At 62.5% G+C, this 15,209-nt stretch carries 13 protein-coding genes; 8 read left to right on the forward strand and 5 right to left on the reverse strand.

Annotation, left to right across the window (positions count from 1 at the left end):
- Positions 1-111: 111 nt before the first annotated feature.
- Together treS and ACI2KB_RS06300 are read right to left on the reverse strand one after the other, a co-directional pair.
- Complete coding sequence (treS, locus tag ACI2KB_RS06295; protein WP_404632499.1) at positions 112-2,181, reverse strand: maltose alpha-D-glucosyltransferase; 2,070 nt, start codon at positions 2,179-2,181, stop codon at positions 112-114.
- Between the two features lie 311 nt (positions 2,182-2,492).
- Positions 2,493-3,140 carry a LysE family translocator gene (locus ACI2KB_RS06300; protein ID WP_404632501.1) on the reverse strand — a complete coding sequence of 216 codons (648 nt, stop codon included), beginning with the start codon at positions 3,138-3,140 and terminating at the stop codon, positions 2,493-2,495.
- Positions 3,141-3,305: 165 nt separating this feature from the next.
- Here ACI2KB_RS06300 and ACI2KB_RS06305 point away from each other — a divergent pair, with 165 nt between their 5' ends.
- Positions 3,306-4,739, forward strand: a complete 1,434-nt coding sequence (locus ACI2KB_RS06305; RefSeq protein WP_404632503.1) for a PLP-dependent aminotransferase family protein — start codon at positions 3,306-3,308, stop codon at positions 4,737-4,739.
- Positions 4,740-4,931: 192 nt separating this feature from the next.
- A complete protein-coding gene (locus ACI2KB_RS06310) occupies positions 4,932-6,515 on the forward strand; it encodes an aldehyde dehydrogenase (NADP(+)) (RefSeq protein ID WP_404632505.1) in 1,584 nt (527 codons plus the stop codon).
- A gap of 77 nt (positions 6,516-6,592) precedes the next feature.
- On the opposite strand, the gene ACI2KB_RS06315 is transcribed toward ACI2KB_RS06310, so the two are convergent.
- The 3 genes from ACI2KB_RS06315 to ACI2KB_RS06325 all read right to left on the reverse strand — a co-directional run bounded on the left by ACI2KB_RS06315 (position 6,593) and on the right by ACI2KB_RS06325 (position 9,638).
- Entirely contained in the window at positions 6,593-8,212 is a 1,620-nt protein-coding gene (locus tag ACI2KB_RS06315; RefSeq protein WP_404632507.1) for a methyl-accepting chemotaxis protein, read from the reverse strand.
- Between the two features lie 305 nt (positions 8,213-8,517).
- Positions 8,518-9,357 carry an IclR family transcriptional regulator gene (locus ACI2KB_RS06320; protein WP_404632509.1) on the reverse strand — a complete coding sequence of 280 codons (840 nt, stop codon included), beginning with the start codon at positions 9,355-9,357 and terminating at the stop codon, positions 8,518-8,520.
- A complete protein-coding gene (locus tag ACI2KB_RS06325) occupies positions 9,354-9,638 on the reverse strand; it encodes a hypothetical protein (protein ID WP_404632511.1) in 285 nt (94 codons plus the stop codon). Before ACI2KB_RS06325 ends, ACI2KB_RS06320 begins: the two co-directional genes overlap by 4 nt.
- On the opposite strand from ACI2KB_RS06325, the gene ACI2KB_RS06330 reads away from it, so the two are divergent.
- From ACI2KB_RS06330 to ACI2KB_RS06355, 6 genes are read left to right on the forward strand one after another with little or no spacing between them, the layout of a single operon-like run.
- On the forward strand, positions 9,632-10,660 hold the full coding sequence (locus ACI2KB_RS06330; RefSeq protein WP_404632513.1) for an ABC transporter ATP-binding protein: 1,029 nt from the start codon (positions 9,632-9,634) through the stop codon (positions 10,658-10,660). The genes ACI2KB_RS06325 and ACI2KB_RS06330 overlap by 7 nt on opposite strands.
- A complete protein-coding gene (locus ACI2KB_RS06335) occupies positions 10,657-11,529 on the forward strand; it encodes an ABC transporter permease (protein ID WP_404632515.1) in 873 nt (290 codons plus the stop codon). Before ACI2KB_RS06330 ends, ACI2KB_RS06335 begins: the two co-directional genes overlap by 4 nt.
- 3 nt (positions 11,530-11,532) lie before the next feature.
- Entirely contained in the window at positions 11,533-12,327 is a 795-nt protein-coding gene (locus tag ACI2KB_RS06340; protein ID WP_404632517.1) for an ABC transporter permease, read from the forward strand.
- Positions 12,328-12,379: 52 nt separating this feature from the next.
- A complete protein-coding gene (locus ACI2KB_RS06345) occupies positions 12,380-12,670 on the forward strand; it encodes a (2Fe-2S)-binding protein (RefSeq protein WP_404632519.1) in 291 nt (96 codons plus the stop codon).
- On the forward strand, positions 12,667-14,028 hold the full coding sequence (locus tag ACI2KB_RS06350; RefSeq protein ID WP_404632521.1) for an FAD-dependent oxidoreductase: 1,362 nt from the start codon (positions 12,667-12,669) through the stop codon (positions 14,026-14,028). Before ACI2KB_RS06345 ends, ACI2KB_RS06350 begins: the two co-directional genes overlap by 4 nt.
- Positions 14,025-15,209: an NAD(P)/FAD-dependent oxidoreductase gene (locus tag ACI2KB_RS06355; RefSeq protein ID WP_404632523.1), complete on the forward strand. Its 1,185-nt coding sequence runs from the start codon at positions 14,025-14,027 to the stop codon at positions 15,207-15,209. Before ACI2KB_RS06350 ends, ACI2KB_RS06355 begins: the two co-directional genes overlap by 4 nt.

Here is a 15,209-nt window from a genome sequence, read left to right on the forward strand (position 1 = left end):
TGTCGGGGAAATCAGAACTTGAGCGGGTCGATGGTGAACATTGATCAAAGCGATAATGCCGAGCACGTTTCGCGGCTCAGAACCTGGAACCGCCGAGCCACGGCAAAACGCTCACATCATAGGCGCCACCATGCTCACGACCCGCAACGCCAGCCCCTCATAAGCGTCGAGGGTGATGGTGAATTCGCCTTCTTCGGTCAGATCCCCTTCGACCCGTTCGTTGATGATGTCCACTACCGGCCCCGGTGCGATGCCCGGCAGGTGCAGGGTTTCGACCAACGGCTCGGCGCTGAAGTTGAGCGCGGTGATTTGCGTGCCCTTTCCCGCCGGGAGTTCATGAACCATGATCAACAGCCCCGGATGCTCGACATCGGGGATCAGGATCTGGCGACTGGCGGCGATGTCGTAGGCACGGCGTACAGCGAGGATTTTCTTCAGTTGCGAGGCGAATGAGTCCGGCTTCTGCAATTGCTCGGTGAGGCTGCCATACAAGGTCTTCGCGCGAGGCATGCCGCCTGCCGAGCGTTCGTTGTCGGGGTCCAAGTCCACCAGATCGTAGGCGCCTCGGTGGATCCAGCGGGTGTCACCATCGCCCATCAGGTGCTCGACCTGCTCGGCGGGCAGTGGCAAGGCGCCCACCAGGTCCCAGCCGGAGAGCGCGAAGACGCCCGGCTGCATGGCGTTGAACATCACCAGCAGCAAATGAATGTGGCGGATCCGTTCAATGTCGCTCAACGTGATGGCGTCCAGATCGCGAATGCCCAAGGCAGCAGTGATGATGCTGGCCGTGGTGCACGACACCCCGTTAGTGACGAACTTGAGGTTGTACGGCGCGTGTTCCCCTGCCAGTCGCTCGTACATTTCCTCGCGGATGTGCTCGCGCAGGATGTTGCCGGGAAAGGTCTGGCCCATGTACAGATACTGATCGTGGGCGTGCAACGTCCAGAAATGCACGAGTTCCAGGGTCAGTTCGTCGTGATTTTGCAGCGCATGAATCAGCGAAGCCGGGTCGATGCCGAATTCATGCACCTGGCGCAGCATCAGGCGTAGAAACTCGGTGCGCCCGGTCAGTAACGCGTGCTGATACGCCGGGCGCGTGATGAAGTCGTAAGACAGGTCGGCGCCGCCATGGGACATCGCGGCAATGTCATCGATGGTCAGGTTCAGCTCCTGAAAACTGAAGCCCCCTGCCTTGCGAATCGCCCCGGCCAGCAATTGGTTGCCGGTGATCGACAGCGGATGGCTTTCCGACCACGCCGTGCCTTCAGCCTTGCGCTCGACGCCGAGAAACCCGTTGGCATCCAGACGCAGAACCCGCGCGCCCATCACATCGATGGCGTGCAGGGCATCGCCGATGATCATCTGTTGCGCGGCGAAGCTGGGATCAAGCCAGTTCAGGGACGGCTGCCCTTCTTTGAAATAATGCAGGTAGACCCAGCGCCGGTCCTTGCCGTCAACTCCGGTGATCACCGGCGTAGCGCTCCAGTCAGTCTCCTTGACGCCCGGCTCGAAGAAGATCACCCGTTGCAGCTGGCCGACGATGTAATGTTTGTCCCGCAACGCATCGACGGTCGCCGGCGGCAAGTTCACCGCGTCACGTCCCGCTGGAACATCAGGCAACAACGGCCAGTCTTCTTCCTTGATCTCGACCATGTGGTACAGGCCCGGATAATCCTCGTACGCCAGTTCGGCGAGGCGGAAGTCGGCACCTTTGCCCGTGTGAGACGGAATGACGTCGTCGACGATCACGGCGTTGTGGGCGGCGGCGATGCGGCTGAGGTTGAGGAACTGGGCATCGGTGCCCAGCTCGGCATCGACCTCGAAGCTGATGCGGTCAAAATTGCCGTCAATGCTCGGGGTTTTCTGCCTCCCTTTGAGGCCACCGGAGGCTTTCAATGGGCCGTTGTGGATGCCCTGAATGCCGATTTCGGAGAGGGTGTGCCAGAGCTTTTCGTCACCCAGCGCCTCCAATACCGAGCCGCCATCGCGGGTAATGATCGACGCCGGATAAGCCGTGAACCAGACGGAGGCAATCGCCGAGGCGTCTCTAGGTCTGGCCTGCGCATAGGGCCGTTGCCAGAGGCGCCCCTGACCGCCATAGAGTTTTGCCCGTTGTTTTGCGGCGTTGAGCATCGATTGCCCAACCAGCCACTCCACGTACTGCGTGTCCGGTGTGGTCATGGGGTCTCCGTCTTCAAGAAGTTCGAACAGGCCGCCCGTCGTGCTCACAAAGTGGCTCGGAACGATCCTGTCTACGCCGTTGCTTATGTCTATGAGCACACATGGCCGTAAACGTTCGGCGCTTGAAGAAAGCGCAGCGAACGATGATTGTCCCTAGCATGAGGCTGGAGGACCTTGTGACCGATTGCGGATCTCTTATGAGAGCCGGCTTGCTGGCGAAGCGCTGTGTCTGTCAGCTCAGGTGTCGCTGATGCGCCGCAATCGCCACCAAGGCGGCTCCCACAAGGGCACGGCCATACCGGATATCGGTGTCAGGTGTGCGCAGCGTTGACGATGAACTCCCGATAACCGGACACCATCACGTACACCGCGAAGTAGCAGAAGATCGCTGCCGACACCCAGTAGGAATACTTCAGTAAGCGGTCGCCCAACAAACGACCGCCGTGGCTAGCAGCAAAGCAGATGAACGCGCACCAGGCCACGCCTGCGCTGAAGAAGCCAGACAGAAAAAACGCTGTGCTCAGGTTGCCGTGGCCGCCCGCCCGGGAAATCAGCGTGCCGCCCACCGCCGCGAACCAGAGAATGGCCGTGGGTGACGACACGGCCAGGAATATCCCTCGCGAGAATTCTCGCAAGCCGGATCGGTTGTCCGCGTCGCCCGCCACGGCCAGCTCGCTGTGGCTGCTCATGGCCGACAGGATCATCTTGATCGCAAACCCGATCAGCAGAACTGAACCGCCCAGCCACATCACCCAACGTACCCAGTCGTATTGCAGCAACACGGTCATGCCTGCCAAGGCGAGGACCGCGTAGAACAGATCACCGAAACAGGTGCCCAGCCCCAGCCAGAAACCCTGCAAATAGCCGCGCTGCATCGCCAGGGTGATCATTGCGATGTTGGCCACGCCAATGTCCAGGCACAGGGAGAGACTCAGTAAAAAGCCGCTGGTGAATTCCATATCGGGTATCCGTCGAGCTGCACGTCAAAGGGAACGAAAAACCGCGCGCAGGATAACGGGATTGACCGGTTTTGCCGATGGCGAAGTTGCCACTAACGGCTCGCATCGGCTGCGGTCTAGAATTCGATTCGCCCGTTTTGACCCTCGGATGCTGGAGCGCTGTGCGTGGAACTTCATATTGTCATTCATGGCCGCAAGGACCTGGCCAATCAGCTGTACGAACAATTGCGCGAAAGCATCGAATCAGGACGTCTTGCGCCCGGCGTGCAGCTTCCGCCAAGTCGGCTGCTCGCGGCCCAACTGGGGCTGTCGCGCAAGACCATTTCCGACACCTACAGCCGTCTGACCTACGAAAACTACCTGGTGGGCAAGATCGGCAGCGGCACCTTCGTCAACACCCTGAACACACCCTCGCCCCGCAACCAGAGCGCCACGCATCTGGCCAGCCAGAAGCGGGTCGACGCCTGGCAGAACCTCTCCCTGCCCCTGCGCCACCCGACGCGTGAAGGCACGTTGCGTTGCGACTTCATTGGCGGCGCGACGGCCAAGACTCAATTTCCTCTCGACGAATGGCGGCGCTGCACCCAGTACGCGTTGCGCCAGATGGCTCAGGCGCGAGGGTTCTACAGCCAGCCTGAAGGCGTCCCTGAGTTGCGAAGCGCGATCGCGGGACACATCGCGTTCGCGCGCGGGGTCAGGTGCGTGGCCGACGACATGGTGGTGTGCAACGGCGCACAGCAGGCACTGGACCTCGTCGCCCGGGTGTTGATCGAACCGGGTTGCACCGTGGCGATGGAAGACCCCGGTTACACGCCCGCCCGCCTGCTGTTCGCTGCACAGGGCGCAAACGTGGCGAGCATTCCAGTGGACGCTGAAGGCATCGTCGTGGAGCGCATCCCCGAAGACGCCCACGTGATTTATGTCACCCCGTCGCACCAAATGCCGTTGGGCATGCCCATGAGCCTGGCCCGGCGTCAGGCGTTGCTGGAAAAGGCCAGCCGAATCGGCGCGATCATCATCGAAGACGACTACGACAGTGAATTCCGCTATGAAGGCCGTCCGACCGACTCGTTGCAAAGCATGGACGCCTTTGGCGTGGTTGCGTATGTCGGCACCTTCTCCAAGACGCTGTTACCCGAACTGCGGCTGGGCTATGCGGTGCTGCCGAAGGCGATTCGCGAAGCGGTGATCAAAGCCAAGCAACTCAGCGACTGGCACACCAGCACCCTGCCCCAATGGGCGCTGGCCAAATTCATCAGCGACGGGCTGCTGAACAAACACATTCGCCGCTGCCATGGCGTCTACGCCGGGCGTCGCGAGCGAATTCTGGCGCGCTTCGCCAGCGACCTGTCACCGTGGATGGAAGCCATACCGTCCACGGCTGGCTTTCACATGGCGGTAATGTTCAAAGTGCCCGTCGATCTGCCGCTGTTGATCTCGCTGACCCGCAAAGTGGACATCGGCTTCTATTCGCTGACGGGTTTTTATCACGAAGTCACGCCCCGCAACGGCTTGATTCTGGGCTTCGGCGCCATTGAAACCCTGGACATCGACCCGGCGCTGGACCGGCTACGGGATGTACTGACGCAAATCACCTGAGCGCAATACGCCCGAACAGCCACCGGTTGCGGGCAAAAAAATGCAGTTGTATGATGTCCGTCAACAAAGAATGACCGACTTCCTTCCCGGTCATTCTTCACGCTTCATCCAACCCATCGATTGTCTTTCAGGCCACTGCCTGATGGCTTTGATCCAACAATCGTTTCGACCCAACAATAACAGGAGAAGCAGATGCCTAACGTTCTCGGCCAGAACTTCATCGGCGGCGCCCGCAGCGGCCTCGGCGAAGCCCGTCACAAGAGTCTGGATGCCACCACGGGCGAAGCCCTGCCTTATGCCTTCCACCAGGCAACCGACGGCGAAATCGACGCCGCCGCCCTCGCTGCCAAAGAAGCCTTCGCTGAATACCGCCAACTGAGCCCCGCTCGTCGCGCGGAATTCCTCGACGCCATCGCTGACGAACTGGACGCACTGGGCGATGACTTCGTTGCCCTCGTTTGCCAGGAAACCGCTCTGCCAGCGGGCCGTATCCAGGGCGAACGTGGTCGCACCAGCGGCCAGATGCGCCTGTTCGCCAAAGTGCTGCGCCGCGGTGACTTCCTCGGTGCGCGCATCGACCAGGCCCTGCCAGATCGCAAGCCGCTGCCTCGCGTTGACCTGCGTCAGTACCGCATCGGCGTCGGCCCGATTGCCGTGTTCGGCGCCAGCAACTTCCCGTTGGCGTTCTCCACCGCTGGCGGTGACACCGCTTCGGCACTGGCCGCCGGTTGCCCTGTGGTCGTCAAAGCCCACAGTGGCCACATGGCAACCGCTGATCTGGTCGGTCAGGCCATCGTCCGCGCCGCCGAGAAAACCGGCATGCCAAAAGGCGTGTTCAACATGATTTTCGGCAGTGGCGTCGGTGAAGGTCTGGTCAAGCACCCGGCCATTCAGGGCGTGGGCTTCACCGGTTCCCTGCACGGCGGTAACGCCCTGTGCAAACTGGCCGCCGAGCGTCCACAACCGATTCCGGTGTTCGCCGAGATGTCCAGCATCAACCCGGTGGTCCTGCTGCCAGGCGCACTCGCTGCCCGTGGCGCAACCATCGCTGGCGAACTGGCCGCGTCGGTCGTGCTGGGCGCAGGCCAGTTCTGCACCAACCCAGGTGTGGTGATCGGTATTCGCTCTCCAGCCCTGACCGCTTTCACCGAACAGCTAAAAGAGCACATGGGTGGCCAGGCGCCGCAAACCATGCTCAACGAAGGCGGCCTGCGCAGCTACAGCAAAGGCGTGCAGAAACTGCTCGCGCACCCGAGCGTCACGCACCTGGCCGGTAAGGCGCAGGAAGGCCGTCAGGCGCAGGCACAACTGTTCAAGGCCGACGTGAGCATGCTGCTCAACGGCGACGAACTGCTGCAAGAAGAAGTGTTCGGTCCGACCACCCTGCTGATCGAAGTGGCTGACGACGCTGAACTGAAAGCCGCGCTGCTGGCCCTGCGTGGCCAACTGACCGCGACGCTGATCGGTGAAACCGCCGACCTGCAAAAGTACCAGTGGCTGGTGCCGATGCTGGAAGAGAAAGTCGGCCGCATTCTGGTCAACGGCTACCCGACCGGTGTGGAAGTCTCTGACGCCATGGTCCACGGCGGCCCGTACCCAGCGACGTCCGACGCACGTGGCACCTCGGTGGGCACGTTGGCCATCGATCGCTTCCTGCGCCCGGTCTGCTACCAGAACTACCCGGACAGCCTGCTGCCTGCTGCTCTGCAAAACGCCAACCCGCTGGGACTCAAGCGCCTGGTCAACGGCGAATGGAGCAGCGACGTCATCGCCTGATGAGCGTCCGATGCGCCAATAAAAACGGCACGCTCTGAACAGGGCGTGCCGTTTTTTCATTCCAGAGGCGTTGTGCCCTATGCGCTCAATCGAGAAATCACATCATTCAACCCCACCGACAATTCATGCAGGTCCTGACTCGCGGTCTGGGTGCGCTGCACGTTGCTCTGGTTGGTCGTTGCAATGGCGGTGATTTCAGTGAGGTTGCGCGAGATGTCTTCGGCCACCGAGGTCTGCTCCTCTGCCGCCGTGGCGATCTGTCGGTTCATGTCACGAATCGCCTCCACCGCCTCGGTAATGCGTGCCAGCGAAGAACCGGCCAAGGCCACCTGATCGACACTTTCCTGACTGCGCGCCTGACCGCTTTCAATGGCCAGCGCTGCATCCACGGCACCGGTCTGCACCGAACTGATGATCTGATTGATTTCAGCCGTCGAGGCCGCCGTGCGCTGGGCCAGGGTGCGTACTTCATCCGCCACCACGGCAAAGCCGCGACCGGCATCCCCCGCCCGCGCCGCTTCAATTGCGGCGTTCAAGGCCAGCAGGTTGGTCTGCTCGGCGATGCCGCGAATCACTTCCAGCACCTTGCCGATGCGCCCGCTGTCGCTTTCCAGACGACGAATCACCTCCGCCGTGTTGCTGATCTCGGCGCGCATCTGACTGATCGCGGAGATGGTCGCACTCATGACCTTGCCGCCGTCCTGAGAACTGCGATCTGCCTCATCCGCGGCATTGGCCGCCTGCGCCGCATGACGCGCCACTTCCTGTGCCGTGGCAGACATTTCGGTCATCGCGGTGGCAACCTGATCGGTGCGCTCGAATTGCTCGTGGGTGCCCTGCGCCATCAATGCAGCGATGGCTTTCAACTCTCCACCGGCACTGTCCAGATCCGTGGTGCTGCGCTTCAGGCGAGTGAAGGTGTCAGCGAGGAAATCACGCAGGGTATTGGCGGCGACCGCCAGGCGCCCCAGTTCGTCCTGACGGGTCACGTTCACTCGGTCACTGAAACGCCCTTGGCTCAATTGCGCCACGTACTCGATCAACATGCTGATCGGGCCAACAATGTTGCGGTTGACCATCCACAGCGTCAGCACGCCCACCAGCAACGCTGAAGCTAGCATCACCAGGGTACCGATGAGAATGGTCTGGTCGGCGGTGCTGCTGATCACGGTCGCTTGCACATCGCTTTGTTTGCGCAGACTGACCACCAGTTCGCTCATCTGGTCACTGGCGGCGCGGTCCACACCTTTGACCGCCTGATCGCCCGCGACCGGGTCACCGCCAGCGGCCACGAAGGCATCACGGCCCTTGCGATAGGCCACACCCAGCGCCCGGTGCTCGTCACGCAGCTTGTCGACCTGATTTTTGGTAGCAGCATCCAGATCGTTCATCGCACTCAAACGGCCCAGCGTGTCCTGCACCTGACGCTCCTGATCCTCGAACTGGCCCCAGAATTTGTCGCGATCCGCCGCCTGTTTGCCACGCAGCAGCACGTTCTTCCACTCCTGCACCTGAACCTTGAACTGAAGATTGGCCTGATCGACCAGTTGGGACGCCTGCAGCGGGCCATCCAACAGGCCGCGATAGGCGTGAACGTTACTGGAGAGGAATTGGAAACAGGCCAGCGCGATCAACAGCACCAGCACCAGGCTGGCGCTGAGCAGCGCGAGGATCTGCAATCTCAGGGATTTGAACATATGGGGAATCTCGTCAGGGAGGACTGCGGTCTTCGGTCTGCCGGTATGGCAGTTGCCGAAAGTTGCCTGCTGGCCACATCCCTGTGCCGCCGTTTCAGCAACGCTCAAAACGGTGGGCTTACACAGGCTGATTCGACTTCGCGCGGGGGTTCTTTAAGCGCTGTGGGCGAGATCCGACAGGCGGTCTGAAAGCGTCAAGGGACAGTCGAAATGTGCAGTCAACAACCTGACGCGCCCCGCCCTAACGTGTTGAATTCAAAGCGATCGGCTCTGCACGCGTCGACAGCCAAACAGGTGTCGCCGGTTTATGCATCCTTCTGCCCAAACACCTGCGATGGCCTGCGCAGCACCGGGTCAAACGGATTGATCTTCTGCCCGATGGCGGCCGCTTCCCGTTTGAGCATCTCGACCACGGTCGGCATGCGTTCGGCGTTGAGCCGGTCGGTGATGGTCGCCACGCTCAGCGCCGCCACTGCACGCCCTTCTCGATCAAGAATCGGCACCGCGAGACCCGCCATGCCCTCCAGCACCCCGGTGTTGCGCGCGGCATAGCCCAGACGTCGGACGTTGTCGATTTCCGAGCGCAGCATGACTTCGTCGTACAGGTGAAAATCCCGCAGCCGTGGCAAGTTGTAGCGGATGACGGTGTCGCGCTCCTCCTCGGGCAGAAACGCCAGAATCGCCAAGCTACCCTGCCCCACCCCCAACGCCACCCGCCCACCGATGTCGCCGGTAAAGGTGCGAATCGGGTACGGCCCCTCGCTGCGGTCCAGGCACACCGCATCAAACCCGCTGCGCGCCAGCAAAAACAATGAATCCCCCAGCGAGGCCGACAGGCGCAGCAGGCTCGGCCGCACCACATCCCGCAGGTTACCGGTCTGCCCGGCTCTGGCAGCCAGCGCGAAGAATTCAAGGCTCAGGCGATAGCGTTTGCTGCGAGCGTCCTGCTCGACCATGCCTTCGTCCATCAGGCTGCGCAGCAGCCGGTGAGTCGTGGGTTGCGACAGGCCGATCTGCTGCGCCAGTTGCGTCACCCGCTCGCCGCCTTCAGGGCATTCGCCCAGGCAACGCAGCACCGCGAACAGTCGCGACACCGCGCCCACTCCTGTTTCTTTCGTTTCTTCATTCCGATCAGTGGAATTCATTTTTCACTTTTTCCTTTTTCTATCCATTGAGTGAATAAACTTGAAAATACTACTCGCTCAATGAAATTCGTCGTTGAGCCCATCCTATTCTTCGACCTAGGATCAGTCCACAGGGCGATTTGAACAACAGCGGCAGCCGACACCAGATCGAGCGCCAGCGTCCAGAGTGCTTCGACGTTGAAGTGACGTCGCAACGCGCATGTTTTCTCTCTTCGCATCTGCCCATAAAAAACGCATGCCGACGGCGTGCACGAACAAGAGGTGGAACGCAGCCATGGCATTTCTTCAGCTCCAGGCACTCTGCAAACGTTACGGCGCCGTCGACGCGGTGGTCGCCACGGATCTGTCGGTGGAACAAGGCGAATTCGTGTCCTTGCTCGGCCCTTCCGGCTGCGGCAAGACCACCACGCTGCAAATGATTGCCGGATTCGTCGACGTCACCTCGGGCAAAATCCTTCTCGATGGGCGCGACATCACCCACGCCAAACCGGCCAGCCGGGGCCTGGGCGTGGTGTTTCAGTCTTACGCGCTGTTTCCGCACATGACCGTTCGCGACAACGTCGCGTTCGGCCTGAAGATGCGCAAGGTGCCAGGCGCCGACATTCAGCGCCGCGTGGCACGGGTGCTGGAGCTGGTGCGGCTGGACAGACACGCCGAGCGCTACCCGCGCGAATTGTCTGGCGGCCAGCGCCAGCGGGTGGCGCTGGCCCGAGCGCTGGTGATCGAACCGCCGGTGCTGCTGCTGGACGAACCGCTGTCCAACCTTGACGCCAATCTGCGTGAAGAGATGCAGTTCGAGATCCGCCGTATTCAGCGCGAAGTGGGTATTACCACGCTGATGGTCACCCACGATCAGGCCGAAGCGCTGTCGATCAGTGACCGCGTGGTGGTCATGCAGGCCGGGCGCATCACCCAGATCGACGAGCCGTACAAACTGTACGAGCACCCGCGCACGCGGTTCATTTCCGGCTTCGTCGGCAAGGCCAATCTGCTGCGTGGCGATCGCGATCACAGCGGCGCGGCGCAAGTACGGGAGCAACATGGCGACGGCGAACTGACCCTGAGCCTGCGTCCGGAAAAGATCGACCTGGTGAGTGCCGGTGAAGGCCGTTTGCAGGGACGGATCATCACCCGCTACTTCCTCGGCAGTCAGTGGCTCTATCGCATCGAAACCCCGATTGGCGAGTTGACGGTGGTGCGTCGAAACAACGGCGATGCGCCCATGATCGAAGGCACCGCCGTGGGCCTGGACTGGCCCGCGCAACTGCTGCGGGTGCTCAGTGCTGACGAGGTGTCGGCATGAGTGCCACAACCCTGATGCGCGACAGCGGTCGCGGCTACCTGCTCTCGACCCCGGCACTGGCGCTGTTCGTCGGCCTGCTGGTGGTGCCGTTGCTGTTGACCCTGGTGCTGTCGTTCAACGTGTTCGACTACGAAGTGGGGGTCAAGGGCAATCACTGGACCTTCGCCCAGTACCTGAACCTGATCACCGACTCGTACTTCTACGAGATCTTCTTTCGCACGTTCTGGATCAGCGCACTGGTGACGCTGCTCTGCGTGCTGATCGGCGTTCCCGAGGCCTACATCCTCAGTCGCATGGGCACGCCGTGGCGCTCGATCTTTCTGATTCTGATCCTGACCCCGCTGCTGATCTCAGTGGTGGTGCGCGCCTTCGGCTGGAGCCTGTTGCTGGGCGCCGACGGCTTGATCAATCAGGCAATTCAGGCCTTGGGCGGGCGCCCGCTCAAGCTTCTCTATACCCCGTTCGCGGTGGTGCTGGCGCTGGTGCACGTGATGCTGCCGTTCATGATCATTCCGGTGTGGACCTCGTTGCAGAAACTCGACCGCTCCGCCGAGCAGGCCGCCCTGTCACTGGGCGCCAGCCAGGCCACAGTGATGCGTCAGGTGGTGCTGCCGCAGGTCATGCCCGGTGTGTTGTCCGGCACCCTGATCGTGTTCGGCCTGTCGGCCAGCTCCTTCGCGATCCCCGGCCTGCTGGGCGGTCGCCGTCTGAAGATGGTCGCCACCACGGTGTACGACCAGTACCTCTCGGAACTCAACTGGCCCATGGGCGCCGCCATTGCCGTCGCGCTGTTGCTGATCAACCTGCTGGTGATGCTGTCGTGGAACCGGCTGGTGGAAGGCCGCTATAAAAAATCCCTGGGGGAATGACCGATGTCCAAGAACGGCCCTCTGGCCCTGTCTTTTCACGCCCTGATCGTGGTGTTCATGCTAGCGCCGCTGCTGGTGGTGTGTCTGGTGGCGTTTACCCCGGAAAACACCTTGAGCCTGCCGTGGCATGGCTTTTCCCTGCGCTGGTTCCGTGCCGTTTTCGAACGCGCCGATTTCATTCAGTCGTTCTACAACAGCCTGATCCTGGCCGTGGTCGCTGCGACCCTGGCAACCCTGATCGCGGTCCCCGCTGCGCTGGCGATCACCCGCTATCAGTTTCCGGGGCGCGACTTCCTCAACGGCCTGTTTCTGTCACCGATCATCATTCCCCACCTGGTGCTGGGCGTGGCGATGCTGCGCCTGTTCGCACTGATGGGGGTCAACGGCAGCTTTGTCTGGCTGATGCTCGCTCACGTCGTGGTGATCACGCCCTATGTGCTGCGTCTGGTGATCGCGGCCGCCATCGGCATGGATCGCAGCGCCGAACAGGCGGCTGAATCGCTGGGTGCCAGTCGCTTCACGCTGTTCCGCCAGATCACCCTGCCAATGATCCTGCCAGGTGTGGCGGGTGGCTGGCTGTTGGCGTTCATCAACAGTTTCGACGAAGTGACGCTGTCAATCTTCGTCACCTCACCCTCGACGCAAACCTTGCCGGTGCGCATGTACGTCTACGCCACCGAATCCATCGACCCGATGATGGCCGCCGTGTCGGCGCTGGTCATCGCCCTGACGGCGGCCACGATGATCATCCTCGACCGGGTCTACGGCCTGGACCGCGTATTGGTGGGGCGTCACTGATGACCGACCTTTTGAACATTCACCGCTGCAGGGGCCTGAAGGGGAACGCACCATGGCATTACTGAAACGACTGGCCGAACACGACCGCCAGATTCTGTCCTTCACCCTCGACGGCCAGCCCGCCCACGGCCTGCAAGGCGATACCCTGCTGACCGCCGTGTTGACCTGTGCCGACCATCTGCGCGGCAGCGATTTTAGCGCCGAACCCCGGGCCGGGTTCTGCCTGATGGGCGCCTGTCAGGACTGTTGGGTCAGACTGGGCGATGGCCGCCGGGTGCGCGCTTGCGCCACACCGCTGGAAGCCGGACTCACGGTGGCCCGCGAACCGGGGCGCTGCCTATGAACGGATCGGACATCGTCATCGTCGGCGCAGGCCCTGCCGGTATCCGTGCCGCACAAACCCTGGTCGCCTACGGTATGCGCCCTTGCTTGATCGACGAAAGCCTGCGAGGCGGCGGCCAGATCTATCGGCGTCAGCCGGAGAACTTCAAGCGCTCGGCCAAAGCGCTCTACGGCTTCGAAGCGGCGAAAGCGCAAGCCGTGCATTCGACGCTGGATCGGCTGGCGAACGACATCGACTACCGCCCTGAAACCCTGGTGTGGAATGCCGAAGCGCAGACGCTGGACACCCTGTCGAATGGGGTCGCCACGCAGGTGAGCTACCGGCGCCTGATCGTCGCGACCGGCGCCACCGACCGGATATTGCCGGTGCCGGGCTGGACGTTACCCGGCGTGTACAGCCTCGGCGCTGCGCAGATCGCGCTGAAGTTTCAGGGCTGCGCCATTGGCGAGCGCGTGGTGTTCGCGGGCAGCGGGCCGTTGCTCTACCTGGTGGCGTATCAATACGCCAAGGCCGGTGCGAAGGTTGTCGCCGTACTCGACAGCTCGCCGCTGTCCGCCCAGACCCGCGCCCTGCCCGCGCTGCTGGGACAACCTGCCACGCTGGCCAAGGGCGTCTATTACCGAAGCTGGCTCACCGCCCATGGCATCACCGTGCATCAGGGCGTTGCGCTGGACAGCATTCAGGGGCAGCAACGGATCAACAGCGTGCAATGGCGCGAGGGTGAGCAACTCAGACGTCTGGATTGCGATGCCGTCGCGTTCGCCCACGCCTTGCGCAGCGAAACCCAATTGGCCGACCTGCTCGGCTGCGAGTTCAACTGGAGCCCGTTGAATCGGGCCTGGCTGCCCCGTCGCGATGCACAAGGCCGCAGCAGCCGGGAAGACGTTTATCTGGCGGGAGACGGCGCAGGCATCATGGGCGCCGACGCTGCGGAAATGGCCGGTGAACTGGCCGCGCTGACGTTACTGGCTGACACCGGGCATCAGACCGACAAGGCCCGCAGCGAGGAACTGCAACGCAAGCTCGACCGTATCCAGCGTTTTCGCCACGGCCTGGAAACCGCGTTCCCCTTCCCCGAACACTGGGCGGCCAACGCACCGGACGAGATGACCGTGTGCCGCTGCGAGGAAGTCAGCGCGGGGGACATTCGTCGCACCGTCGCCGAGGGGCATTGGGAGGTGAATCGGGTCAAGGCCATGTGTCGGGTCGGCATGGGCCGCTGTCAGGGGCGAATGTGCGGGATGGCGGCGACTGAGCTCGTCGCGCAGGCGTCGGGCAGGGAGATCTCCAGCGTTGGGCGTTTGCGCGGGCAAGCGCCGATCAAACCGCTGCCGTTTGGCGTGGAGATCGAACCATGAGTCGGCCACTCGAAGTGGATGCTGTGGTCATCGGCGGCGGCATTGTCGGTTCATCGGCTGCGCTGTTTCTGGCCAGAGCGGGCAAACGCGTGGCCTTGCTGGAACGGGATTTTTTCGGCTCGCACTCCAGCGGCGTCAACTATGGCGGTGTGCGGCGCCAGGGACGCCCGTTGTCGCAATTACCCTTATCGCAACGCGCTCACGGTCTCTGGACCGACTTGCAAAACCTGATCGGGATCGACGGCGAATACCTGCGCTCCGGCCATCTGAAGCTGGCACGCAGTGACAAGGACATGGCCGCGCTGGCGGCCTATGCACAGGCCTCGCGAGGCTTTGCCCTGAACCTGCAATTGCTGGATCGCGCGCAACTGCGCGCGCGCTTCCCGTGGGCAGGCGACGTCGCGGTGGGCGCCTCACTGTGCGCGGACGACGGCCACGCCAACCCGCGCCTCGTTTCTCCAGCGTTCGCCCTGGCAGCACGGCGGGCGGGGGCGCAAGCCTTCGAACAGGCGCACGTCACCAGCGTCAGCCATGACGGACACACCTTCGATGTACGCACCGCCAGCGGCCAGAATTTCCGCGCACCGTGGCTGTTGAACTGCGCTGGCGCCTGGGCGGCTGGATTGGCCGAACAGTTCGGCGAGCCGGTGCCGATGCGCTCCGGCCATCCGGCCATGCTGGTCACCGAACCACTGCCGATGTTCATGGACGTCAGCACGGGGGTCGAGGGCGGTGGCATTTACGCCCGGCAGGTGGCGCGGGGCAATTGCGTGCTCGGCGGCGGTCAGGGCTTTGCGCTTGATCCAACCCGGGCGCGGCCAGGCCAGGCGGCAATTCTGGAGATCCTGCGCAACGCCGTCGAACTGTACCCGCCGCTGGCGGGCGCTCAGGCGATTCGCACCTGGAGCGGCACCGAGGGTTACCTGCCGGATCGCGAACCCGTGCTCGGCGCCAGTGCTACGCAACCCGGTCTGTTGCACGGTTTCGGCTTTGCCGGTTCGGGCTTTCAGATTGGCCCGGCGGCAGGAGAAGCGCTGGCGCAGATGGTCTGCAAGGGCGCGCCGGACATCGCCCTCGATGCCTTCTCGATCACCCGTTTTCAAGCGGTACAGCCTGCCACTGCCGCGCCTCAAAGCGCGGACAACGTTATCCCTTTGCTCAGAGGAAGATCGCAGCCATGA

The sequence above is a fragment of the Pseudomonas sp. NPDC088444 genome (genome assembly GCF_044900175.1).
Taxonomy (GTDB): Bacteria; Pseudomonadota; Gammaproteobacteria; order Pseudomonadales; family Pseudomonadaceae; genus Aquipseudomonas.